Genomic DNA, 20,938 nt, shown 5'->3' with positions numbered 1-20,938 from the left:
GCTTCGTCATGCTCGGCTCGTTTCAGCATGACGGAAAAATCGCGAGCGGCCCGCACCCGGGGCGCATGATGGTGGGGATAGTGTTAACCATTCTTTGATCAACGCCGTGCAATCAGCGCTCTCTACAAGGCACGGGGACACAGACCATGCGGATGGCACGCGAAACGGCGGCGAATCTTTTTTCGAGCGACGGGAAGATTCCCGTCACCATCCTGGCACTGGATGCGGACTGTGCGATCGTCGCGCTGGCCGCAGCGCCTCCCGCCGGATCGATCGCGATCCTCGTACGCAATCGCGTCAGGATATTCTGCACGGTCGGCTGGACGGCCGGATCCGAGATCGGCCTGATGTTCGACGATCGGCTGGACGGCCCGACGATGGAAGAATTTGCCGGCGGCGCCCCACTCCTCGCGCCTTCCTACGAAGCGGCCTGAGGTCTCCGGCCGGCGCGTTCAGACGCTGGTGTCGGTACGCCAGTCGCCGCTGCCGTAGCGGATCAGGGGAACTCCGCAATCGCGGCACACGCTCCGGAAATCCTTGCCGTCATTCTTGATGCGCGACCGTACCGGACGATGCCCCACCGAATCACATCCGTGCAATTTACGCCGGATTTCCGTCATGATGCCCATAGCGCTTCCCGGTCTGCATTCGTTGCCCATTACGATGCAGTGCAGCAAACTATAGGCGTTTTGCAGGAAAATGCCGCATGATTTCTTTGCAATCGAACAATTTGCAATCTGCACGCCGCTCAACGGGCTCTTTGCAGTCGCAACCAAACGACGGGCTGCGGACCCGGATCGAGGCTGTTCGGACATCCGCTTTTCAGCGCCATTCCAGGAAAGCTTTCAGCCTTCGCCGAGCGTGCAATCGTCGAGCATCGGAGCGCCCATGATCAGCACCACCTTCTCGCATGCCACCGTAACGATCATGCCGCTTTTCAACGCGCGCACCTTGTCCGCATAGCTCTTGTCCAGGCTCACCTGGACATGCGCGCTGTCGCTGGCGCCGTTCAGCGAAATGACCGGTTCGTTGGTGAAATCCAGCGTGGCCCCCTGGACCACGCCCGTCACCGACAGGCGGCGCCCACCATATGCCTTGTTGGCCGCCATCTCGTCGGCCGCATAGGCTTGGCCGAGCGTTGCCGAGCTCACCGTCTGCAGCGGGGCGGCCAGCTCCGCCGCGGATGTCGGCTGCGCACCCGCGCCGATGTCCCGCCCGCCACCGCGCACAAGCAACAGTCCGACCGAGACCGCCAGGAGCAGCCCCAGCACCACCAGCCCCGCGATCAGCTTGCCACCGATCGGCTCTTCCTTCGTCTTCCTGGATTTCATCAGCCCACACCCCCGTGTGGCACGCATGCTAGGGGGATATTGCGGTCGATCAACTCGGAATCGGTCCAGTCCTCGGAATCCGGCGGCGATCGCGGCGATGGTTGCGCCGCCGCCCGGCCTTCACCGCTTCAGCCAGAGATCATACCAGTCCAGGTTCCGCTGCATGCGATCCCGAATGTAGCGCGGCACGGTGAGGCCGTGATTCTCGCCCGGATAGACGACTAGCCGGCTCGGCACGTCGTTGGTCTTCAAGGCGAGGTACATCTGCTCGGCCCCGATGCACGGCACGTTGAAATCACGGCCCGCGCATTCGAACAGCGTGGGCACCTTGATCCTGTCCGCGTGGAAGAAGGGATAGCTCAGCTTCTTGTAGGTATCCACATTGCCCCACGGCGTGCCGAGCTCGTGCAGATATTCGCGGGCATACATGTCCGCCCCCCAGGTGCCGAAGACGTTGCCGAGGCCGGCGCCGCTGATTGCCGCCTTCAGCCGCGGCTCGCTGGCGATCATATAGTCGGTCAGGATACCGCCATAGCTCCAGCCGCCGGTGCCGATGCGATCCGGGTCGGCGATGCCGAGTGCGATCACATGATCGATCCCGGCCTTGATGTCCCTGACGTCGGGCCCGCCCCAATCGGCATAGATGGCCCGCGCGAAATCGAAGCCGCGGCCCGAGGAGCCGCGCGGATTGATGCCGAGCACGGCATAGCCGTTCGCGGCGTAGATCTGCCAGTCGGCCATGAACTCGTGACTGAACTGATAGACCGGGCCGCCGTGCAGCCGCACGATCAGCGGATAGCGTTTGCCTGGCTGATAGCCGAGCGGCAGCACGAGCTGTGCATCGATCCGTTGTCCGTCACTCTCGAAGGAGAGGTCACGCGTCTCGGCCAATCGGCGGTCTTTCACCCAGCCATATTGCGCGCTCAGCACCCTCGGCACGGACTCCACCGTACGCAGCGCGAGCGGAGTGTTCACGTCGCCGTCCCCGACCGCGATGCGGTCGCCGAGGCCGACCGCGAAGTCGAGCGCGAAGCGGCTGCCCCGGGTCAGATAGGAAATCGCGCCGTCCTTCGCGTCCACGCGCGCGAGCAGCGTGTCGCGGCTGTTCTCGATCAGTGCAAAGATCGACTTGCCGTCTGCCGACCAGCGCGGATGAGTGAAGGAGCGGTCGATCCGCGCCGGCCGCGTGATCGCGCCGGTCGCCACATCCGCCCAGGCGAGCTGATAAGGGCTGTAATAGATCCACTTGTCCTCGCCGCCTTCCACCCAAGCCAGCCTGGTGGAATCGGGCGACCATGCAAGGCGGGATTCCCAGCCGGGATCATTGTCCGCCCCTGGAAAGTCGCTGATCCGGCGCGGCGCGCCGCCTGAGGCGGGGATAAGATAGACGTCATAATCGAAAGTGCGGTCGGCCGCGTCATTGCCCTTGCCAACCGCAGCGATCCATTTTCCGTCGGGCGACCATTCGGGCATCCAGTAATCGCGTGCGCCGCTGGTGATCTGCCGCGCCTTGCCGGTCTTCAGATCGACCAGGAAAAGCTGCTGGGTGCGCGCGTCGATATAGTCGCGTCCATCCTCCTTGAAATAGAAGCGGTCGATGACGACCGGCGGCGGCGGATCGCTCTCGTCCCCGGCGATGCCGCCGGTCTCCGCGACCACCACCGCCTGGCGGCCGTCGGGCGAAAGGCTGTAATCGCTGATGCCGCCGGGCACGCGGCTGACCTGCCGCCCCGGGCCGCCGGCGGCCGGCATGATCCAGAGCTGCGTATCGCCGTCGTCGTCGTCCGCCTTGGCGGCCTTGGCCGCATTGTCGTCATCGGGCGAGGCCTTGCTCTTCTGATCGCTCAGATAGCCGATCCAGCGGCCGTCCGCGCTATAATGCGGCTGCCAGGCGCTCGCATCACCTGCCCGGTCGATCCGCTGCGCCGGCCCGCCGGCCCAGCGCGCACGCCAGATATGCTGGACGCTCGCCTTCTTCTTGGCGTCGGCCGAGGTCACCGCATAGACGATCGAGGCGCCATCGGGCGAGAAGGCCGGATCGGCGATGTCTTCGTAGCGAAGGATGTCGTCGACGCTCATCGGCGCGGACGCGGCCAGCGCGGGGGTGGCGAGGAGGGTGGCGGCGAAACCGAGGAAGGCGCTTCTCAAGCCCTCTGCCGCAAGCGGGAGAAGGCCCCGGGGGACGACAGACGAACAGGCACGTCGCAGAAAGCCCATGCTTTTCCCCCTCGTGAATCGCGCTGGCGAGGCTCGCATTGCCGAGTTGAGAACGCAACTGCGATGACCGTGCTGAAACCAAGCGCGCTTCGCCATCGTACTGGAGGATGCTAAGCTGCAACGAGCGAGGGAAGGACGACCATGGCAAGCGCAGCATCGGAGGCACCGGCCGCGGAAACGCCGCCGCCCGCGAAAGGCCGGCTCGTCCTGCGCCATCGCCTGGCGACCCGGCTGTGGCATTGGCTGAACGCGCTCACCCTCTTCGTGATGCTGATGAGCGGCCTCATGATCTTCAACGCCCATCCGCGGCTCTACTGGGGCCAATATGGTGCCAATTTCGATCGCCCCTGGCTGCAGATCGGCGCGACGCCGACGACGGGCATCGTGCAGATCGGTGACCGGCGGTTCGATACCACCGGCGTGCTCGGCCGTTGGAAGGACCGGGACGGACAGGAGCGGACACGTGCCTTTCCCTGGTGGGCGACCATCCCTTCCTATTACGACCTCGCCGGCGCGCGACGCTGGCATCTCGCCTTCGCCTGGCTGCTGGTCGTCCCCGGGCTGCTCTACTGGCTGTGGAGCTTCGCGAGCGGCCATGCCCGCCGCGACCTCGCGCCGCGGCGGGCCGAACTCGCGCCGCGCCACATCTGGCAGGACGTCAAGGACCATGCCCGGCTGCGCTTCCCCCGCGGCGAAGCGGCGCTGCGCTACAACATCCTGCAGAAGCTCGCTTATTGCAGCGTGCTGTTCGGCCTCCTGCCGCTGATCGTGCTGACCGGCCTCACCATGTCGCCGGCGATGGACGCAGCCTGGCCCTGGCTGCTCACCCTGTTCGGCGGACGTGCCTCGGCGCGGTCGATCCACTTCCTCTGCGCGATGGGTCTGGTGACGTTCATCGTCGTACACCTCGCGATGGTGCTGCTCGCCGGGCCGTATAATGAGATCCGGTCGATGATCACCGGCCGCTACCGCATCCGTCCGGAGGCCGGCGCATGAGCCTCTCCCTCTCCCGCCGCCGCCTGATCGGATCGATCGCCGCCGGCACCGGTGGGCTGCTGCTCGCCGGCTGCGACCGGCTGAACCGTAACGACGATTTCCGCGAGACGCTGCGCGGGGCCGAGCGGCTGACGATGCGGGCACAGCGGCTGATCTCCGATCGCGGCGCGCTGGCCCGCGAATATACGGCCGCCGACATGTCCCCCATCTTCCGCGCCAACGGCAACCGCATGCCCGCCTCGGCCGACTATCAGCGCCATCTCGCCAGCGGCTTTCGCGAGTGGCGGCTGCAAGTCGACGGGCTGGTCGCGCGGCCGCTCTCCCTCTCGCTCGACGCGATCCGGCGCCTGCCGACGCGCACCCAGATCACCCGCCACGATTGCGTCGAGGGCTGGAGCGCGATCGGCCAGTGGACGGGCGTGCCGCTCAAGCTGCTGCTCGATGCGGCGGGCATGCGGCAGAGCGCGCGCTACATCGTCTTCCACTGCGCCGACACGTTCGGACCGGTGCCCTATTATGAATCGATCGACCTCATCGATGCCTTCCATCCGCAGACCATCCTCGCCTGGGGGATGAACGGCCGGATGCTGCCTGTCGCCAACGGCGCGCCGCTGCGCCTGCGCGTCGAGCGGATGCTGGGCTACAAGCACGCCAAATATGTGATGCGGGTGGAGGCGGTGGCGAGCCTGGCCGGCATCGGCCAGGGCAAGGGCGGCTATTGGGAGGACAGCCACGACTATGAATGGTACGGCGGCATCTGATCCGTCGGATTCGGGGCTGCGATGGCCGAAGCGATTATCCTGCATGATTATTTCCGATCGTCCGCGGCATGGCGCGTCCGCATCGTGCTGGCGCTGAAGGGCGTCGACTATGTCCACGCCAGGGTGAACCTGCTGGAGGGCGCGCATCGCGAATCCGCCTATCGCGCACTCAATCCGCAGGGCATCGTGCCGACCCTCGAAATTGACGGGCTGGCGCTGACCCAGAGCCTGGCGATCATCGACTATCTCGACGCGCGCTTCCCGGAGCCGCCGATGGTGCCGAAGGATCCGGCCGCGCGCGCCCGCGTGCTCGCCAAGGCGCTGGTGATCGCGGCGGACGTCCACCCGATCAACAATCTGCGCGTGCTACGCTACGTCCAAGACGAGCTCGGCGCCGACGCGCCCGCGCGCGATGCGTGGATCGCTCACTGGATCGCCGAGGGCTTCGCGGCACTGGAGACGATGGCGCAGGCCGACGGCACTCGCTTCCTCTCTGGCGATGCGCCCGGCATCGCCGACGCCTGCCTGATCCCGCAGCTCTTCAACGCGCGGCGCTTCCACGTTCCGGTCGACGAATATCCGACGCTTCTGGCGATCGAGGCGGCCGCGATGGCGATCGAGGCATTTGCGGCGACGCATCCGGATCGGGTCTAGAGCGGTTCACGATCTTGCAGCATGCCCCTCTTATCAAGGGAAAGGGCCCATGCCGCCATGCGGTCAAACGCCTGCCCCTTCCCGTCTCCTCCTTTCGAACGAGGTGCGCGTCAGGACCATGACATTTCGAACCTCCCCGCCTAAGCAGCCACACTGCGCAAGCCATCGGCCAAGACATAAGGGGGAAAATCGTGCGTCGCCTGGTCCTGCTTCCGCTGCTGTTCGCAGCGCATCCTGCCTTTGCCGCCGATCCCGAGATCGTCGTCACCGGCACCGGCCTCGCGCCGGCCGCCGGCGATGCCGCCTATGATGTCGTCACCATCGACCGCACGCGCATCGCGCAGTCGGCAAGCGGGCGACTGGAGGATATTTTGCGCGACGCATCCGGCTTCGCCCAATATCGCCGGTCGGACGCACGTTCGGCACATCCGACCAGCCAGGGCGCGACTTTGCGCGGGCTCGGCGGCAACGCGTCATCGCGCGCGCTGGTGCTGCTGGACGGAGTGCCGCAGACCGATCCGTTCGGCGGCTGGGTGAGCTGGGCTGCCTATGACGCAACACGGCTCGGCTATGCGCGGGTGACGCGCGGCGGCGGCAGCGGCGTCTATGGACCGGGCGCGCTGGCCGGCACGATCGAGCTGTCGAGCGCGGGGCCGAACGATCTCGATCCGATCTGGGCCGATTTCGCCTATGGCAGCCGCAACAGCGTGGATGCGGATGCCGGCGTCTCGGGCCGGCTCGGCGGCGGCTTCGCCAGCCTTTCGGGCAGCTATGCGCGCGGCGACGGCTTCGTGCCGATCATCCGCCAGGATCGCGGCCCCGTGGACCGCGCCGCGCCCTATGAGCAATACAGCTTCGCCGGCCGCGCGGTGGTGCCGGTCAGCCCGGATACCGAGTTACAGGTCAACGGCCTCGTCTTCCGCGACACGCGCGATCGCGGCACGGATTTCACCGACAATGCCACCACCGGCGCGGACGCGAGCGTGCGCCTGGTCGGCAAGGGGCATTGGGGCTGGGAGGCGCTCGCCTGGCTGCAGACGCGCGCTTTCTCCAGCCAGTTCGCCAGCGTCAACGCGGCGCGCACTACCGTCACCCAGTCGCTCGATCAATATTCGGTCCCGGCGACCGGGATCGGCGGCCGGTTCGAGATACGCCCGCCGATCGGCACGGGGATCGAGCTGCGCCTCGGCGCGGACTGGCGGCGGACCAATGGCGAGACCAAGGAACTCTACACCTTCGTCGCGGGCGCGCCGACGCGGCGGCGCAATGCCGGCGGCACCACCTATGACAGCGGCGCCTTCGCGGAGCTGAGCGTGATGCCCGGCGACACGCTGACCCTGACCGGCGGCGCGCGCATCGATCGCTGGGCGATCGACAACGGCTTCCTGCACGAGAATACGCTGGCGACCGGCGCGGTGCTGACCAATGCCAATTTCGCCGATCGCCACGGCTGGCGTCCCACCGGGCGCGTCGGCATCGCCTGGAAGCCGATGGGTTCGGTCACGCTGCGCAGCGCAGCCTATCTCGGCTGGCGCCTGCCGACGCTCAACGAACTCTACCGCCCGTTCCGCGCGGGCGCCGACGCCACCGCCGCCAATGCCGCGCTGAAGCCCGAGCGGATGAAGGGCGTCGAGGCCGGGGCGGACTATTCGCCCATCTCCACCGTCCGCTTCGGCGCCACCCTGTTCTGGAACAAGCTCGAGGATGCGATCGGCAACGTCACGCTCGGCACTGGCCCCGGCACCTTCCCTGGCGTCGGCTTCGTCGCAGCCGGCGGCGTCTATCGCGAGCGGCTGAACCTCGACGCGATCCGCTCGCGCGGGATCGAGCTGGACGGCCATGTCTCCTATGGCCAATGGAGCGTCGACGCATCCTATGCCTATGTCGATGCACGGGTACGCGCCTCGGGCATCGCCGCGCCGCTCGATGGATTGCGTCCCGCGCAAACGCCCAAGAGTCAGGCGAGCGCCACGCTCGGCTGGGCGCGCCCGCTCGGCCCCTCCGCGGCGCTCACCCTGCGCTATGTCGCGAATCAGTATGAGGACGATCAGAACAGCCGCACGCTGAAGAACGCGGTGACGCTCGATGCCGTGGTGAATGTCCCGCTCCGGCACGATTTCAGCCTCCAGCTGCGCGGCGAGAACGTCACCAACACGCGTGTAGATGCAACTATTTCAGGCGCAAATTTGATCGAGCGTGCAACCCCGCGCACGCTCTGGATCGGTTTCCGCTACGGAATGCGTTGATCGCACTTTATCGCGTGCGTTCAACGCAATATGCGCGTCATCTTTCGCACTTGAGAAACGGCCTGCTGCGCCGCAACAGGGCCGGGCCTTTTCAGGCATCCTCTCCTAAGACTTAGGCCGGCCCTCGGGTCGGCCTTTTTTTTGGCCGCCGGCGTCCGGTTTACGTCGATCGCACCAAGCCGTTCGTCCCGAGCGAAGCCGAGAGACCCTTTCGAGCGCAGTCGAGAACACACGCCTTTGTTGGCCTGGGCTTCGCTCAGGACGAACGGAGGGAAATCGCTTGGCAGCGTTCCTATAGCGTCGTGACGTCCGCCTCGACTGCCTTGGGAGCGCAGCTGTGCGGCGCGCTGGGCACCGTGGCATCGCCGACCGCGATCGGCATCGGCGCCCAGCGGTTACGCTGCTCGCCCGGCTTCACATGCGGCCAACGCAACTGCCGGATCCAGTTGACGAGCTCACGATCCTTGCCGTCCTCCCCGGTCGACTGGATCAGGAACGCGCCGGACACCCAGCCACGATCGTCGATCCGCACGCAGGCCACGGCCGCGGCATCGCGCAGATCCGCAGGCAGCGGCGGAACGGCCTGCGCGCATACATAGGTTGTCGGTAAAGCCACCATCGCAAACAGGGCCAAGGCCCGGACGAACGTCTTCATGCGTCGCCATCCTCTCCAGCCCCGGGTTATGGGAACCGTGCCGGTAAATCCGGCATCTGCGACTCCGGGACCATCCCGAGCATAACCCGAAAGCGAAGATCAACGCGAGATGCGATTCGGGAGTTCCCCTTCCAGCCGGCGCGCCGCTTCTTCGGGCGTCGTCTTGGCGGAATCGCGATCGACCGAATAGTTGGCGGCGCGCATCCTCTCCACCGGGATGGCACCGACCAGCGGGCCCAGCGCGGCCAGGAAACGGGCATCGCGCGCGCGGCCCGGCGCTGCGAGCAGCAGCGCGTCGTAACCCGGCGCCGCGCCCTTCGGATCGGCGAGCACGACCAGCCCGTCCGCCGCGATCCGCCCGTCCGAGGAGAAGGCCGAGATCACGTCCGCCTGGCCGCCGGTCAGCGCGCGATACATGAAGCTCGGCGCATAGCTCCGCATGTCGGCGAAGCGCAGCCCATAGGCGTCTCGTAGCGCCGCCCATTCCGGCCGGTCGAGAAATTCGAGATCGCTAGCCAGGCGCAGGCGCGGCGCGATCGGCGCCAGATCGGCGATGGTCGCGACATGCAGCCGCCGCGCATCCGCCCCGCGCATCGCCAGCGCATAGGCATTTTCGAAACCGAGCGGACCGACCAGCCTGCCCCTGCCACCGGCCGCCATCCAGCGATCGATCGCGGCGATCATGGCCGCGCGCGGCGCCACGTCGCGCCGGCCCATCTCATTGGCCCACAGCGTGCCGGCATAATCGACATAGACGTCGACATCGCCGCCCGCGAGCGCGCGAAAGGCGACGGCGGAACCCAGCCCCTCCTTGTAGCGCACGGCATAGCCGGCCGCCTCCAGCCGCCGGCCGATCAGCCGGGCGAGGATATATTGCTCCGAGAAATTCTTGGCGCCGACCGTAACCACCGGCCGCGCGGGCGCGAGCGTGGTAGCGAGCGCCGCGCCGATGCCGAGCAGCAGCACCCCGCCCGCGATCCAGGCGCCGAGCGCGCGGCGCCGGGCGAGGCCCCGCTCGACGAGCCCGAGCAGGCCGTCCGCCACCAGCGCCAGCGCCGCGGCGGCGATGCAGCCGACCAGCACCAGCACCGTGTTCTCGGTCTGCAGCCCGGCGAAGATCAGATTGCCGAGACTTGGCTGACCGACCGTCGTCGCCAAGGTCGCCGCTCCGATCGTCCAGACCGCCGCGGTGCGGATGCCGCCCATCAGCACCGGCGCGGCCAGCGGCAGCTCGACGAGGCGCAGGCGCTGCCGCCGCGTCATCCCCACGCCATCCGCCGCCTCGATCACCGCCGGATCGATGCCGGTCAGCCCGGTGACGCCGCCGCGCAGGATCGGCAGCACCGCATAGAGCGCCAGCGCAAGCAGCGACGGCAAGAAGCCGAGCGCCGGTATGCCGCCCCCGACCAGCGCCGACAGGGCAAGCAGCAGCGGATAGAAGAGCGCGAGCAGCGCGAGACCGGGGATCGTCTGGACCACCCCCGCAATCGCCTGCGCGACCCGCCCCAGCGCCGGCCGCCGCGCCGAGGCGAGCGCCAGCGGCAGGCTGATCGCCAGCGCCAGCGCCAGCGCGGCGGCCGAGATCAGCACATGGCTGGCGACGAGCCCCGGCAGCGGATCCAGCGCGGCGGCAAGGCGCGGGCTCATGCGCTTATCCCTCGCCCCGCGCGAGCATGGCCAGCCGCTCCGCCTGCGCGCGGGGCACCGCGACCAGGGCGGCCGCCTCCGGCCCCGCGCGGCCGGCGATCATCTCGGCCGGGGTCGCATCGGCGACGATCCGCCCGTCGGCCATCACCAGCACGCGTGTCGCGAGCAGCAGCGCCTCCGCCATGTCGTGCGTGACCAGCATCGTCGTAAGGCCCAGCCGGTCGTGCAGAGCGCGATAGGTGCTGCCGAGCTGGTCGCGCGTCACCGGATCGAGCGCGCCGAACGGCTCGTCCATCAGCATCAGCCGCGCGCCGCCCGCGAGCGCACGGGCGACGCCGACACGCTGCTGTTCGCCGCCCGACAGTGCCCGCGGCATGCGCGCGCCATAATCCGCCGGCAGGCCGACCAGATCGAGCAGCGCAGGCACGTCCACCGGCCCGCCACCCAGCCTCGTGGCTATGGCGATATTCTCGGCCACGCTGAGATGCGGGAACAGGCCGACATTCTGGAAGACATAGCCGATCCGGCGGCGCAGTGCGGGCGCGTCCTCCCCCGCCACGTCGGCGCCCAGCGCCGCGACGTGGCCCGCATCCGGCTCGACCAGCCGGTTGACCATCTTGAGCAAGGTGGATTTGCCGGCCCCGGACGTCCCCACCAGCGCGACAAAGGCGCCCGCCGCGATCTCCAGGGTGACGGCATCGACCACGGCACGACCGCCGCGGCGCTTCGTCACCCCATAGAACCGGATGGCGGCTTCGCTCACCCCACCATCGCGTCGATCGCTTCCGCCATGGCGATATCGCGATGCGAAAGGCCCCCCGCATCATGGGTGGTCAGCAATATCTCCACCCGGTTCCACACATTGGACCATTCGGGATGATGGTCGGCCTTTTCCGCGGCCAGCGCGACGCGCGTCATGAAACCGAACGCCTCGGAGAAATCGGCGAAGGTGATGGTGCGCGTGATCGCATCGCGCGCCTCGTCATAATCCCAGTCGGGCAGGCCATCGAGGGCCTCGGCGCGTTCGGTATCGTTCAACTGCTCGATCATCTACCCGCTCTCCTTTGTTCCGCGTCGATGATGGCTTATGTCGGCCACATCATGAACCACAAGCCCGAAACCCTGGCCCCCAGCCTCGACCAGATCGAGGCGATCGCGCGAGACGCCATCGCGCGGCTGCCCGAAATGTTCCGCGTGCATCTGAGCGATATCGTCCTGCGCGTCGAGGAATTTGCGGAGGATGACGTGCTGGCGGAGATGGGGATCGAGGATCCGTTCGCGCTCTCCGGCCTCTATATGGGCCGCCCGCTGGGCGAGAAGAGCGTGTTCGAATCGGGTGCGATGCCGGACATGATCTTCCTCTATCGCCGCCCGCTGCTCGACGAATGGGCCGAGACCGGCGAATCGCTGGAACGGCTCGTCACCCATGTGCTGATCCACGAGGTCGGCCATCATTTTGGTTTCTCCGACGCGGACATGCACCGGCTGGAGCAGGAGGACTGAGCGCGCGCCTCGCCTTTCACGGCGTCGCGTGCCTGCGCGGCGGCCGCCTGCTGTTCGAACGGCTAAGCTTCGCGCTCGGCCCCGGCGAGGCGGGGCTGGTGACCGGGCCGAACGGCACCGGCAAGTCCAGCCTGCTGCGGCTCGCCGCCGGCCTGCTGCGCGCCGCAGCGGGCGAGATCGAGCATTTCGGCGGCACCGCGCTGGCGGCCGAGCAGGCGGCGCTGGACAGCGACGCGACCTTGGCGGACGCGCTCGGCTTCTGGGCGCGGCTGGACGGCGTCGGCCAGGCCGAGGTGGAGCGCGCGCTGGACGCGATGGCGCTGGCCCCCCTCGCCCCGGTGCCCGTGCGCCTGCTCTCCACCGGCCAGCGCAAGCGCGCGACGCTTGCCCGCGTGATCGCCGGCCGCGCGGCGATCTGGCTGCTCGACGAACCCGGCAACGGCCTCGACACCGCCTCGCTGGAACGCCTCAGCGCCGCCATGACCGCGCATCGGGCCGGGGGCGGCATCATCCTCACCGCGACGCACCAGCCGCTCGGGCTGGACGACGCCCGGCAGATCGCGCTGACATGAGCACGGAATCATGCCCTCTCTCTCCCGTTCGGTTCGAGCGAAGTCGAGAACCCCTTTCGAGCGTAGGCGAGAAATCGAGGCCAAAGGTCCTCGACTGCGCTCGGGCGCGGTTCTCGACTTCGCTCGAACCGAACGGAGGAAGGTGAGAGAATGACCGCCTTCACCGCCATCCTGCTGCGCGACCTGCGCCTCGCTTATGCCGGCGGGCGCGCCTGGCTGCCGCTCGTCTTCTTCCTGCTCGTCGCCACGCTCTTTCCCTTCGCGGTCGGGCCGGACGGGCCGCTGCTCGCCAGGACCGGCGGCGGCGCGCTGTGGATGGCGGCGCTGCTCGCCGCGCTGCTGCCGATCGACCGGCTGATCGCGCCGGACCGCGAGGCGGGCGTGCTGGATCAGCATGCGGTGCGCGGTATCAGCGAGGAGACGGTGGCGCTGGCCAAGATCGCCGCCCACTGGCTGAGCTTCGGCCCGCCTCTGATGCTCGCCGCCTTGCCCGCCGCCGCGCTGCTCCGGCTGGAGGGCGCGACGCTGGTCCGGCTCGAGCTCGGCCTTGCCATCGGCACGCCCGGCCTCGCCGCGCTGGCGCTGACCACCGCCGCGCTGACTGCCGGCCTCAGCGGCGCGGGCGCGCTGGCGGGCCTGCTGATGCTGCCGCTGGCCGTGCCGGTGCTGATCTTCGGCGCGGGCGCGCTCGGCGACGACGGCATGGGCGCCCTCAAGCTCCTCGCCGCCGCCTCGCTGCTGCTGCTGGCGATCGCCCCCTTCGCGACCGGCGCCGCGATCCGGGCGGGGCGGAGCTAGGCCGGATCGGGTTTCGATCGGAAGAGGCGATCAGAGTTTCCGTCCTGCCCAATAGCCCAACGCCATGAGCGCCCAAATTGGGACTATCGCCACGCTCACCATCAAAAGGAGCAGCATCAAGCCGCCCCAGAAGCTGAAGTCGGGATCCCACCACACTCCCCAGACGAGCGATAGATAAAAAATTATCGCAGCCACTATAGGAAGCATTAAAGCGCCGACCATTGCCCACAGCCGCTTGCGTCGGTTCGCAATTTTTCCGATATGGTAGGTGAGAAAATAGATTCCGATGATGATACCGACGAAATAAAGAACCGACGTTTCGTCCATTCCGCTCTCCCATTCGTTTCGTATGAATAAAATCGAAGTGCAGTCGAGCGCGAGCACCTTCATCCGATCTACGGAATAAAATCGTAGAGTTGATCCCCGCGTTTACGACGCTCTTCAACAAGCACCCTCACGCGATCGACGGCGGCCGCCGCTCCCTTGAGAGAAAACTGAGTTTCTTCAACCCTATCGTCATCATATAGAAAGAGGAATCCGATCTTCTCATCCTGTACCTACTTCGCGGAGGGCTGCCGTTGCGGATGCTGCCGCCGTGCTTCCCGTCGGTGTCGACGGTACGGCGGTGGTTCTATCTGGGGCGCGATGATGGCCTGTGGCATACGCTCAACCATCATCTCGTCATGGCGGCGCGCGCGGTCTGCAGACATGAGGCATCGCCCAGCGCGCGCGTCATCGATAGTCAGAGCGTCAAGACCACCGAAGCCGGCGGCCCACGCGGCTACGACGCTGGGAAGAAAGTGAAGGGCCGCAAGCGGAACATCTTCACCGATACGCCTTCCCTTGGCTGCAGCATGTCTTTGCCGATGGCGGATATGCTGGCGACAAGCTCCAGCAGGCGCTGGCCAAAATCGGCAAGTGGACCATCGAGATCATCAAGCGATCCGATGCCGCCAATGGCTTCGAAGTCCTGCCCCGCAGCTGGCTGGTCGAGCGCACCCTGGCACAGCTCAACCGACCGCCGCCTCGCCAAGGACTTCGACCGATCCATCGCTTTCGTAACTGCCTGGCTCTTCGCCGCCCCTGTCCAACTCCTCGCACGGCGCATCGCTAGACGCCCTAAAAATATCCGATCAATTTCGAATCAGACTCTGAGGGGAACGCACCTAGGCCACACCTTTCATGTTCCCTTTACGTTTCATTGCCGAGAGGGTAGCAAGAGACATGTTCACGCTGCACGCTACCGGCAGACCGAATTCAGATTATGATGACTTGAACTTTTGTGCATCGCCTGTCCTACCCATAAATATCTCGGCAATGCCACCATCATTAAAATAAGGTATTTTAATATGGTGTCAAAATTCATCTATTTTATAACAGAACATACAGGTGTCGCCCTGTTAATACTTATAGGATCTGGATTTATGATCCCACAAATCCGCCGCCGCTGGGTGCGATATCTGGTTTTCTCGATTATGAGTCTTTTTGGTGTAATATTCACGCTAATTTCCGGCTTTACTTCTGGATGCGTATTCGGGAGCCACGATGATAGTTGCTCTTGGCTCGGATTTTTAATGGTTATAATGCTTGGAGCAACGATCCCGTCGGCATTAGCGGTCGGAGCAGGCGTGTTTTTGAGGTATATCCTCAAACCAGTGCAGACGCCCAGGAAGTGATTCTCAAGAATTATTCCCAGAAATACCCCCCCCACAATAAGAGATAAGTTGTGAAGAATATTCATTTTTCTATCATATACTCAAGATAACTTAGAGAAATATTGGCCATCACTGGCACATTGCTAATTATAAAACTCACCATTCATGGCAACGGAGACATAGATCACGATAAGGTCATACAGTATATTTCATCCAAATTGTCCAAGGATAGCTGGATAAAATTCAGCATCATCGATTGAACGACAACGACGATCTCAATCCCGCACCCAGCGCGCGAAGATCGCCGTCGGCAGCAGCAGCCCCCGCGCCTCTTCCCGCACCGCCATCTCGCCCGCCTCGACGCGGCCGCCGAGAGGCGCGGTCGCCTGGGTGACGAGTTCGGCGATGGCGAGGGCGGACATGCGGACCGCATAGACGGTGAGCACCAGGAAGCGCGAATTCTCGTCGAGCAGGCGGCTGCAGTCGGCGATCAGGCCGGGCAGCCCCTCCTCCAGCCGCCAGACCTCACCATCCGGCCCCCGGCCGAATTTCGGCGGATCGAGCATGATGCCGTCATAGCGGCGGCCGCGGCGCACTTCGCGCGCGGTGAATTTGGTGGCGTCGTCCACCAGCCAGCGGATCGGCCGGTCGGTCATGTCGGAAAGGCGCGCATTGCCCTTGCCCGCCTCCACCGATTTGCGCGAGGCATCGACATGGGTGATGCGCGCGCCCCTCGCCGCCAACGCCAGGCTGCCGACGCCGGTATAGCCGAACAGGTTGAGGATCTCGGCGCCCTCGCCCGTCCGCTCGCGCATCCAGGCCCATTGCGCCGCCATATCCGGGAAGAAGGCGAGATGGCGGAAGGGCGTGTTCTGCGCGCGGAAGCGGACATCCTGCCAGCCGAGCGTCCAGCCATCGAGCGGGACGTTGCGGTTCAGCGTCCAGCGCCCGCCGCCCTCCTCGTCCGAGGCACCGACGAACTCCCCGTCCGCGCGCCAGTCGGGCGAGGCCGGCGCCCACATCGCCTGCGGCTCGGGCCGGACGAAGCGATAGCGGCCATAGCGCTCCAGCTTGCGGCCGTGGCCGGAGTCGACCAGCGCGTAATCGGGCCAGGGTTCGGTAATGAGGGTGTGGAGATGCACTTACATCCTCCCACCGTTCATCCTCCCCCGGAGGGAGAGGGGGACCGCCAGCCGCAGGCTGGTGGTGGAGGGGTTTCCGCCGTCTTCATAGGGGCCACTTGTTGCAAGCCGGAGCCCCTCCACCGCGCTACGCGCGGTCCCCCTCCCCCTGCGGGGGAGGATGAAGAAGAGAGGGATCACGCCGCTTTCGCCAGCACGCCGCCGACGGTCGCCACCGCGGCACCGCCCGCCAGCGCGGCATGGCCGGCGGCACGGGCCTGATCCAGCGTCACCGCCTCGATCTGCGCCACCGATTCCGCCGCGCTCACGATACGGCCGTGGATCTGGATCTGGCGGGCGAGATGGTCGCAGCGCGCCTGCACGGATTCGAGGCCCATCAGCAGCCCGGCCCTCGCCTGTGCGCGGGCGCGCTCCAGCTCGGCCTCGCTGAGCGTGGCGGCGGTATCGGCCAGTACCTCGCGCGCCAGCGCATAGGCGGCGGCGGCATCGGTCTTGGCCGCCGCGCAATAAACGCCGAACAGGCCGGTGTCGGTAAAAGGCTGCGTCCATGCATAGATGGAATAGGCAAGGCCCCGCGCCTCGCGCAGCTCCTGGAACAGGCGCGAGGACATGCCGCCGCCCGCCGCGCTGGCAAAGAGCGACAGGGCATGGAGATCGGGATCGCGCTGACCAGGCGCGGGATAAGCGAAGGCGATGTGGACCTGATCGAAGCGGCGTCGATCGCGATGCGTGCCGGCGGCGAAGCGTGCGGGCGTCCAGGCCGGCGGCGCGCCCGGCAGCATGTCGCCGAACCGCGCCTCGGCCAGGCGTAGCAGCGCCTCCTCGTCCACCTTGCCGGCGGCGGCGAGGACGAGGCCCTCGGGCCGATACTGGTCCGCGATCCAGCGCGCGCAATCGGCACGGGCGATCGCGGCGATGCTGGTCTCGTCGCCGAGCACCGGCAGGCCCAGCGTCTGGCCGCGATAGGCGGCCGCGTAGAGATGATCGAAGATGATGTCGTCGGGCGTGTCGCGCGCCTCGCCGAGCTCCGCGAGCACGACCTGCTTTTCGCGCTCCAGCTCCTCGGCGTCGAGCAGCGGATCGCGCACCAGATCGGCGATCAGGTCGACGGCGAGCGGCAGGTCCGCCGCCAGGGTGCGGGCGTGGAACACGGTGTGGTCGCGCGCCGTCCAGGCGTTGATCGATCCGCCGACATCCTCGATCGCCTCGGCGATGCCGCGCGCGTCGCGCGGGCCGGCGCCCTTGAACACCATATGCTCGACCATGTGAGCGAGCCCGCTCAATCCCTCCGGCTCCGAGCGCGAGCCGACATCGGCATAGAGGCCGACGCTCGCCGTCTCGACGCCCGCCATCGGCTCCACCGCGATGGTGAGGCCGTTGGACAGGCGATGGAGGCGCGCGCTCATGCCGTGGGGGTCGCCCGCTCCGCGATGAAGCCCTGCACCGCCTCCAGCGTGGCCGGCAGGGTGGCGTAGCGCTCCTCCCGCTCGAACAGGCCGGAGACGCGGGCCGGTAGCGGCGGGCGCTGGCCGGTCGCCCGCTCGACCGCGTCGACGAACTTGGCGGGATGCGCGGTCGCCAGGGTCACCACCGGCACGTCCGGCGCGATATCGGCATTGCGTGCGGCGGCAAGGCCGATCGCGGTGTGCGGATCGATCACCTCACCGGATTCGAACGCCCAGCGCATCGCGAGCGCCATTTCGTCCTGGTCGACCCGTGCACTCAAGAAACGCAGCGCCGCCTCGGCGCGCATCGCATCGCCGATCGCCAGCGTCTTCGACGATTCGAAGCCCTTCATCGCCGCCGCGAGCGCCGCGCCGTCGCGGCCGTGCAGATCGAACAGCAGCCGCTCGAAATTGGAGCTGACCTGGATGTCCATCGAAGGCGCGGCGGTGGGCGTGACCGATCCGACCGAATAATCGCCGGCGGACAGCGCACGGTGAAGAATGTCGTTGACGTTGGTGGCGACGATCAGCCTGGCGATCGGCAGGCCCATCCGCTCGGCCACATAGCCGGCGAAGACATCGCCGAAATTGCCGGTCGGCACCGAGAAGGCAACCGGCCGATCCGGCGCGCCGAGGCGAACGGCGGCGTAGAAATAATAGACGATCTGGGCCATCAGCCGCGCCCAGTTGATCGAATTGACCGCGCTTAGGGTGAATCGGCCGGCGAAGGCGGCATCGGCGAACATCGCCTTCACCATCGCCTGCGCATCGTCGAAGCTCCCTTCGATCGCGATATTGTGGACGTTGGGCGCGAGCACCGTCGTCATCTGCCGCCGCTGCACCTCGGACACGCGACCGAGCGGGTGGAGCATGAAGATGTCGACCTTGGCGCGGCCGGCGAGCGCATCGATCGCCGCCGAGCCGGTGTCGCCCGACGTGGCGCCGACCACCGTCAGATGCGTGTCGCGATGACTCAGGAACCGCTCGAACAGGAGGCCGAGCAGCTGCAGCGCGACATCCTTGAAAGCGAGCGTCGGGCCGTGGAACAGCTCCAGCAGCCAATGCCGCCCGTCGAGCTGGACGAGCGGGGTGACCGCGGCGTGGCTGAAGCGGCCATAAGCGGCCTGGCACAGCGCGCGCAGTTCGGCGTCGTCCAGGACGCCCGCCACGAACGGCCGCATCACCGCGACGGCGGTGTCAACATAGGAAAGGCCGCGCAACGCGGCGATCTCGTCCTTCGACAGGCTCGGCCATGTTTCGGGCACATAGAGGCCGCCATCGGAGGCGAGCCCCGCGAGCGTGACATTCTCGAAATCGAGCGCGGGCGCCTGGCCCCGGGTGCTGATGTAGCGCATGGTCCGGCGGCGATAGCGATGCGCGGGCGCTGCGGCAACCATGTCGCGCGGTACGTGCCTTTATACCTCCTCCCCCGCAGGGGGAGGGGGACCGCGCGTAGCGCGGTGGAGGGGCCCCCGCTAACCGCACGCGCATCATTGCTTGAGAGCGGTTCGCCCCTCCACCGCCTTCGGCGGTCCCCCTCCCCGTTCCGGGGAGGATGAAGAAGGGCTATTTCCCCTTCGGCGCGTCCGCCTTGGCCGCGCCGGGCGCGTAGAGGTTGCCGAAATAGTCACCCTTATACCATTGCGGGCGCGCATCGGCGTCGGCTAGGTCGCGCGTGATCAGGTAGTTGAGCTTCGCGAAGCGGGCGCCCTGATCCCACAGGATCGGCTGGCTCATATCGTCGCGCACCGAATGGTAATTGCCCGACAGGAAGCCGCCCCACGCCTTGTCGCCGCCATTGGCGAAGCCGGTCGCCAGCATGATCGCCGGCACGCCCTGGCGCACGAACATATAATGGTCGGACCGAGTGAAGATGCCCTGTTCCGGCATCGGATCGGGGGAGAGCTTCACGCCCATCTCGCCCGCGGCCTTCGCCACCGTCTCGGCCACCGTGGCATGATCCGCACCGAAGGCGATCACGTCCTGAAAGGGATAGAGCAGCAGCGGCATGTCGAGATCGACGAGGCCGACGATGCTGCCGATCGGCACGGTGGGGTTGTGCGCGAAATAATCGGCGCCGAGCAGCCCTTTCTCCTCCGCGGTGTTGGCGATGAACATCACCGAGCGGCGCGGCTTTTCCGGCGAGGTCGCCAGCGCGCGGGCGACCTCAAGCATGGTCGAGACGCCGGCAGCATTGTCCAGCGCGCCGTTATAGATGGCATCCTCGCCCGGCTTGGCGTCCTTCTTGATACCGAGATGATCGAGATGCGCCATCAGCACGACATATTCGCCGGCCAGCTTGGGATCGCTCCCCGGCAGGATCGCCGCCACTTCAGGGCTGTCGATCCGCTGATGGATGCTGATGCGGGTGACGCGCAGCGTGGTCTTGAGCGCCAGGCCGCGCGGCTGTCGGCCCTTCGCCGCCTCGGCGCGGACGTCGGCATAGCTGCGCGCGGCGCCGGCAAACAGCGCCTCGGCGACCGGCACGTCCAAGGCCGCGCCGATCACTACCTTCGGCGCCTCCTGATAGGGCCGACCGTCCTTCCCTATCCAGGTGAGCGAGGGCGTATCGATATATTGCAGCCTCTTGGCGAAGGGGAATGCCTTGTCGGACTGATCGGTCGGCAGTGTGACGATGCCGATCGCGCCGCGCCGCTCGGCCATCACCGCCTTCTCGTCGCCGAAATGGGCGGCGAGCTCGCTCGGCAGGCGCGCGGGCGTGCCGGCGAGCACGGCGACGATCTTGCCGCGCACGTCCAGCCCGGCATAATCGTTCATGCCCTGCGCGGGCGCGTCGATGCCATAGCCGACGAACACCACCGGTGCAGACACGTCCTGCTGCGTCTCGGCAACGCTCGGGCGGACCAGCACGCCCGTGCCGTTGGTCCAGCTCTTCGTACCGCGCGGGCCGGAGATGGCGACCTTTGGCGCCGGACCGCCGAGCGTCGCGGAGCGGAACGGCACCTCCTGATACCAGCTGCCCTGCTCGCCGCCCGGCTTCAGGCCCAGCGCCTCGAACTCGGATGCGACATAGGCAGCGGCGATGCGATGGCCGCGCGATCCGGTGTCGCGGCCCTCCAGCAGATCGTCAGCCAGGAAGGCGACATGCGCCCGGAAGGCGTCGGCGGAGAAATCCGGCACCACGACAGGCGCGGCCAGAGCGGGAATCGAGGCGAGAAGCAGGCCGAGGCCGGCGAAGGGAGACAGGCGCATGCGGGGGTCCGTACCAGGTGTGATAGCCGGACAGTACAGCTTGCAGCCCCGCTGGCAAGCGGCGGCTTGGTCCATAGGCGCGGCTGAAGCCCTCTCCCGCTCG

Annotated in this window: 20 protein-coding genes and 1 pseudogene; 9 read left to right on the top strand and 12 right to left on the bottom strand. The window is 66.9% G+C overall.

The features are described from left to right. Window positions 1-146 precede the first annotated feature (146 nt). Window positions 147-434, top strand: a complete 288-nt coding sequence (locus GQY20_RS05645; protein WP_198350838.1) for a hypothetical protein — start codon at window positions 147-149, stop codon at window positions 432-434. An 18-nt stretch (window positions 435-452) separates the two neighbouring features. On the opposite strand, the gene GQY20_RS05640 is transcribed toward GQY20_RS05645, so the two are convergent. The 3 genes from GQY20_RS05640 to GQY20_RS05630 form a co-directional block, all read right to left on the bottom strand. Next, the gene (locus GQY20_RS05640; protein WP_157216001.1) at window positions 453-752 is read right to left on the bottom strand and encodes a hypothetical protein; all 300 of its coding nucleotides are present in this window, start codon (window positions 750-752) and stop codon (window positions 453-455) included. A gap of 93 nt (window positions 753-845) precedes the next feature. After that, the gene (locus GQY20_RS05635) at window positions 846-1,331 is read right to left on the bottom strand and encodes an OB-fold protein (RefSeq protein WP_157216000.1); all 486 of its coding nucleotides are present in this window, start codon (window positions 1,329-1,331) and stop codon (window positions 846-848) included. A 120-nt stretch (window positions 1,332-1,451) separates the two neighbouring features. Next, on the bottom strand, window positions 1,452-3,479 hold the full coding sequence (locus tag GQY20_RS05630; protein WP_198350837.1) for a S9 family peptidase: 2,028 nt from the start codon (window positions 3,477-3,479) through the stop codon (window positions 1,452-1,454). 210 nt (window positions 3,480-3,689) lie between these two features. Between GQY20_RS05630 and GQY20_RS05625 the strand changes: the two genes are divergently transcribed. The 4 genes from GQY20_RS05625 (at window position 3,690) to GQY20_RS05610 (ending at window position 8,205) form a co-directional block, all read left to right on the top strand. After that, window positions 3,690-4,544 carry a cytochrome b/b6 domain-containing protein gene (locus GQY20_RS05625; protein ID WP_157215999.1) on the top strand — a complete coding sequence of 285 codons (855 nt, stop codon included), beginning with the start codon at window positions 3,690-3,692 and terminating at the stop codon, window positions 4,542-4,544. Further along, window positions 4,541-5,305, top strand: coding sequence for a molybdopterin-binding protein (locus GQY20_RS05620; protein WP_157215998.1), 765 nt, complete (start codon window positions 4,541-4,543; stop codon window positions 5,303-5,305). Before GQY20_RS05625 ends, GQY20_RS05620 begins: the two co-directional genes overlap by 4 nt. A 21-nt stretch (window positions 5,306-5,326) precedes the next feature. Then, window positions 5,327-5,959, top strand: coding sequence for a maleylacetoacetate isomerase (gene maiA, locus GQY20_RS05615; protein ID WP_157215997.1), 633 nt, complete (start codon window positions 5,327-5,329; stop codon window positions 5,957-5,959). Between the two features lie 191 nt (window positions 5,960-6,150). Beyond that, window positions 6,151-8,205: a TonB-dependent receptor gene (locus GQY20_RS05610; RefSeq protein WP_157215996.1), complete on the top strand. Its 2,055-nt coding sequence runs from the start codon at window positions 6,151-6,153 to the stop codon at window positions 8,203-8,205. 292 nt (window positions 8,206-8,497) lie between these two features. Here GQY20_RS05610 and GQY20_RS05605 read toward each other — a convergent pair whose 3' ends face one another. The 4 genes from GQY20_RS05605 to GQY20_RS05590 form a co-directional block, all read right to left on the bottom strand. Further along, entirely contained in the window at window positions 8,498-8,860 is a 363-nt protein-coding gene (locus tag GQY20_RS05605; protein WP_157215995.1) for a hypothetical protein, read from the bottom strand. A gap of 99 nt (window positions 8,861-8,959) precedes the next feature. After that, complete coding sequence (locus GQY20_RS05600) at window positions 8,960-10,507, bottom strand: ABC transporter permease/substrate-binding protein (protein ID WP_198350836.1); 1,548 nt, start codon at window positions 10,505-10,507, stop codon at window positions 8,960-8,962. Between the two features lie 4 nt (window positions 10,508-10,511). After that, window positions 10,512-11,270 carry an ATP-binding cassette domain-containing protein gene (locus tag GQY20_RS05595; RefSeq protein ID WP_157215993.1) on the bottom strand — a complete coding sequence of 253 codons (759 nt, stop codon included), beginning with the start codon at window positions 11,268-11,270 and terminating at the stop codon, window positions 10,512-10,514. Continuing rightward, window positions 11,267-11,557, bottom strand: a complete 291-nt coding sequence (locus GQY20_RS05590; RefSeq protein ID WP_157215992.1) for a 4a-hydroxytetrahydrobiopterin dehydratase — start codon at window positions 11,555-11,557, stop codon at window positions 11,267-11,269. Before GQY20_RS05590 ends, GQY20_RS05595 begins: the two co-directional genes overlap by 4 nt. Window positions 11,558-11,587: 30 nt before the next feature. On the opposite strand from GQY20_RS05590, the gene GQY20_RS05585 reads away from it, so the two are divergent. The 3 genes from GQY20_RS05585 (at window position 11,588) to GQY20_RS05575 (ending at window position 13,380) form a co-directional block, all read left to right on the top strand. Further along, complete coding sequence (locus GQY20_RS05585; protein ID WP_232475893.1) at window positions 11,588-12,010, top strand: metallopeptidase family protein; 423 nt, start codon at window positions 11,588-11,590, stop codon at window positions 12,008-12,010. Continuing rightward, window positions 12,007-12,582: a heme ABC exporter ATP-binding protein CcmA gene (ccmA, locus tag GQY20_RS05580; protein ID WP_157216182.1), complete on the top strand. Its 576-nt coding sequence runs from the start codon at window positions 12,007-12,009 to the stop codon at window positions 12,580-12,582. Before GQY20_RS05585 ends, ccmA begins: the two co-directional genes overlap by 4 nt. Window positions 12,583-12,732: 150 nt before the next feature. After that, on the top strand, window positions 12,733-13,380 hold the full coding sequence (locus GQY20_RS05575) for a heme exporter protein CcmB (protein ID WP_157215991.1): 648 nt from the start codon (window positions 12,733-12,735) through the stop codon (window positions 13,378-13,380). 30 nt (window positions 13,381-13,410) lie between these two features. Here GQY20_RS05575 and GQY20_RS05570 read toward each other — a convergent pair whose 3' ends face one another. Further along, window positions 13,411-13,707 carry a hypothetical protein gene (locus GQY20_RS05570; RefSeq protein WP_157215990.1) on the bottom strand — a complete coding sequence of 99 codons (297 nt, stop codon included), beginning with the start codon at window positions 13,705-13,707 and terminating at the stop codon, window positions 13,411-13,413. A 221-nt stretch (window positions 13,708-13,928) separates the two neighbouring features. Between GQY20_RS05570 and GQY20_RS05565 the strand changes: the two are divergent. Next, window positions 13,929-14,495, top strand: a pseudogene (locus GQY20_RS05565) (transposase); the annotation flags it as partial. An 815-nt stretch (window positions 14,496-15,310) separates the two neighbouring features. Here GQY20_RS05565 and GQY20_RS05560 read toward each other — a convergent pair. From GQY20_RS05560 to GQY20_RS05545, 4 genes are all read right to left on the bottom strand, one after another. Continuing rightward, a complete protein-coding gene (locus GQY20_RS05560; RefSeq protein ID WP_157215989.1) occupies window positions 15,311-16,177 on the bottom strand; it encodes a class I SAM-dependent methyltransferase in 867 nt (288 codons plus the stop codon). 176 nt (window positions 16,178-16,353) lie between these two features. Continuing rightward, window positions 16,354-17,583, bottom strand: a complete 1,230-nt coding sequence (locus tag GQY20_RS05555) for a M16 family metallopeptidase (protein WP_157215988.1) — start codon at window positions 17,581-17,583, stop codon at window positions 16,354-16,356. Further along, window positions 17,580-18,977, bottom strand: a complete 1,398-nt coding sequence (gene thrC / locus GQY20_RS05550; protein WP_157216181.1) for a threonine synthase — start codon at window positions 18,975-18,977, stop codon at window positions 17,580-17,582. The genes GQY20_RS05555 and thrC overlap by 4 nt, the downstream gene beginning before the upstream one ends. A gap of 211 nt (window positions 18,978-19,188) precedes the next feature. Further along, a complete protein-coding gene (locus GQY20_RS05545; protein ID WP_157215987.1) occupies window positions 19,189-20,835 on the bottom strand; it encodes a M28 family metallopeptidase in 1,647 nt (548 codons plus the stop codon). Between the last annotated feature and the right edge of the window lie 103 nt (window positions 20,836-20,938).

Source organism: Flavisphingomonas formosensis, from assembly GCF_009755815.1.
Lineage (GTDB): Bacteria > Pseudomonadota > Alphaproteobacteria > Sphingomonadales > Sphingomonadaceae > Flavisphingomonas > Flavisphingomonas formosensis.
The sequence above is the reverse complement of the archived record's forward strand: the minus strand, read 5'-3'. Positions and strand labels throughout refer to the sequence as shown.

Excerpts from the sequence above, each read along its gene's own strand:
- GQY20_RS05625 (WP_157215999.1), top strand. The coding sequence starts at position 3,690 with ATGGCAAGCGCAGCATCGGAGGCACCGGCCGCGGAAACGCCGCCGCCC.
- GQY20_RS05620 (WP_157215998.1), top strand. The coding sequence starts at position 4,541 with ATGAGCCTCTCCCTCTCCCGCCGCCGCCTGATCGGATCGATCGCCGCC.
- GQY20_RS05605 (WP_157215995.1), bottom strand. The coding sequence starts at position 8,860 with ATGAAGACGTTCGTCCGGGCCTTGGCCCTGTTTGCGATGGTGGCTTTA.
- GQY20_RS05545 (WP_157215987.1), bottom strand. The coding sequence starts at position 20,835 with ATGCGCCTGTCTCCCTTCGCCGGCCTCGGCCTGCTTCTCGCCTCGATT.
- GQY20_RS05590 (WP_157215992.1), bottom strand. The coding sequence starts at position 11,557 with ATGATCGAGCAGTTGAACGATACCGAACGCGCCGAGGCCCTCGATGGC.
- GQY20_RS05555 (WP_157215988.1), bottom strand. The coding sequence starts at position 17,583 with ATGAGCGCGCGCCTCCATCGCCTGTCCAACGGCCTCACCATCGCGGTG.
- maiA (WP_157215997.1), top strand. The coding sequence starts at position 5,327 with ATGGCCGAAGCGATTATCCTGCATGATTATTTCCGATCGTCCGCGGCA.
- GQY20_RS05570 (WP_157215990.1), bottom strand. The coding sequence starts at position 13,707 with ATGGACGAAACGTCGGTTCTTTATTTCGTCGGTATCATCATCGGAATC.
- GQY20_RS05575 (WP_157215991.1), top strand. The coding sequence starts at position 12,733 with ATGACCGCCTTCACCGCCATCCTGCTGCGCGACCTGCGCCTCGCTTAT.
- GQY20_RS05585 (WP_232475893.1), top strand. The coding sequence starts at position 11,588 with ATGGCTTATGTCGGCCACATCATGAACCACAAGCCCGAAACCCTGGCC.
- GQY20_RS05635 (WP_157216000.1), bottom strand. The coding sequence starts at position 1,331 with ATGAAATCCAGGAAGACGAAGGAAGAGCCGATCGGTGGCAAGCTGATC.
- GQY20_RS05645 (WP_198350838.1), top strand. The coding sequence starts at position 147 with ATGCGGATGGCACGCGAAACGGCGGCGAATCTTTTTTCGAGCGACGGG.
- GQY20_RS05600 (WP_198350836.1), bottom strand. The coding sequence starts at position 10,507 with ATGAGCCCGCGCCTTGCCGCCGCGCTGGATCCGCTGCCGGGGCTCGTC.
- thrC (WP_157216181.1), bottom strand. The coding sequence starts at position 18,977 with ATGCGCTACATCAGCACCCGGGGCCAGGCGCCCGCGCTCGATTTCGAG.